The sequence below is a fragment of the Streptomyces zingiberis genome, from assembly GCF_012034935.1.
In the GTDB taxonomy this organism is placed as follows: domain Bacteria; phylum Actinomycetota; class Actinomycetes; order Streptomycetales; family Streptomycetaceae; genus Streptomyces; species Streptomyces zingiberis.
Genome location: NZ_JAATEN010000050.1, coordinates 1 through 1,388, shown reverse-complemented (window position 1 = coordinate 1,388; position 1,388 = coordinate 1). Strand labels below are relative to the sequence as shown.

1 protein-coding gene is annotated in these 1,388 nt (G+C 70.1%); it reads left to right on the top strand.

What is annotated here, in order from left to right; genetic code table 11:
* Positions 1–140 precede the first annotated feature (140 nt).
* Positions 141–1,388 (top strand): HNH endonuclease signature motif containing protein (locus HCK00_RS26615; protein WP_168104603.1); only part of this gene is annotated, 1,248 nt, incomplete at its 3' end.

The window sequence follows — 1,388 nt, the reverse complement described above, 5'->3', positions numbered from 1 at the left end:
CAGCGTGAGGAAGAATAGGTCTGGTAGATGTCATAACGGGCTTGTGGTCACGGGGGGTTGTGATGGGTGGAGGGGTGGAGGCGGCCGAGGAGCAGGGGGCTCCGGGGACGGCGGATGAGTGGGCCGCTCACTTGGCCACGGTGGTGCCCGGGGCGCGGAGTGCGGCGTTGCTGGAGGTGCTGGAGCGGGAGAAGTTGTCGCGGGCGGGGCGGATCGATGCGCTCAAGGCGTTGGAGCGGCATGTCGCGTGGCTTCAGGCGCGGCAGGTGGGGTTGCTGGCGGATGTCGATGCCGACGGGGTGGAGGCCGCGCCTGATGAGCGGTGGCCGCAGTGGGATGTCAACTGGGCGTGTGACGAGGTGGCCTGTGCCCTGCGTCTGTCCTCGAACACCGCGGCCGACCGCTTGGCGGTGGCCACGGCCCTGGACGAGCGTTTCCCCGCCACCGTGACCCTGCTGGAGGCGGGGGAGATCTGCTACCTGCAGGCCAGGGCGATGACGGAGATCACCCACACCCTCGACCCGGAAACGGCTTCCGCGGTCGAAGCGATGGTGGTGGGCACGATGCCCTCCCAGTCGGTGGGTCAGACGCGGCGGGCGGTGAACCGGGCGGTACTCAAGGCCGATCCGGAGGGCGCGGACAAGCGCCACCGGCGGCGCAAGGAGGACCGGGCGATCTGGCACCAGGCGGCTGAAGACGGCATGGCCACCTGGACCGCCCTCCTCCCCGCCCACCAAGCCGCGCAACTGGACGCGGCGGTCGACGCCCACGCCGCCACCTACACCGACACCGACCGCACCCTGACCCAAAAACGCGTCGACGCCCTCTACGACCTCGTCGTCAACCGCCCCACCCCGAACGCCGTACCGGGCGGGACCACCCCCATGCCCGGCGGCCGCTCGGCGGCCGTCGTCCAGATCACCGTCTCCCTGGACACCTTGATCGGCGCGGACGAGGAGCCGGGGGACCTCAAGGGCTACGGGCCGATCGGCGCGGCAGCCGTCCGGGAAGTGGCCTTCGCACCCGGCACCATCTGGCGCCGCCTGATCACCCACCCACGCTCAGGACTGCTGATCAAAACCGACCCCACCACCTACCGCCCCACCACCGAAACCCGACGCCACGTCATCACCCGCGACCACACCTGCACCTTCCCCACCTGCCACATGCCCGCCCACCGCTGCGACCTCGACCACATCCAGCCCTTCAACCACACCCACCCCGAAACCGGCGGCCACAGCGAACCCGACAACCTCATCCCCCTCTGCCGACACCACCACCTCCTCAAACACCACACCCCCTGGACCGTCACCCGCGACACCCACACCGGAACCACCCACTGGACCGCCCCCACCGGCCACCACTACACCAACCCACCCCACACCCAC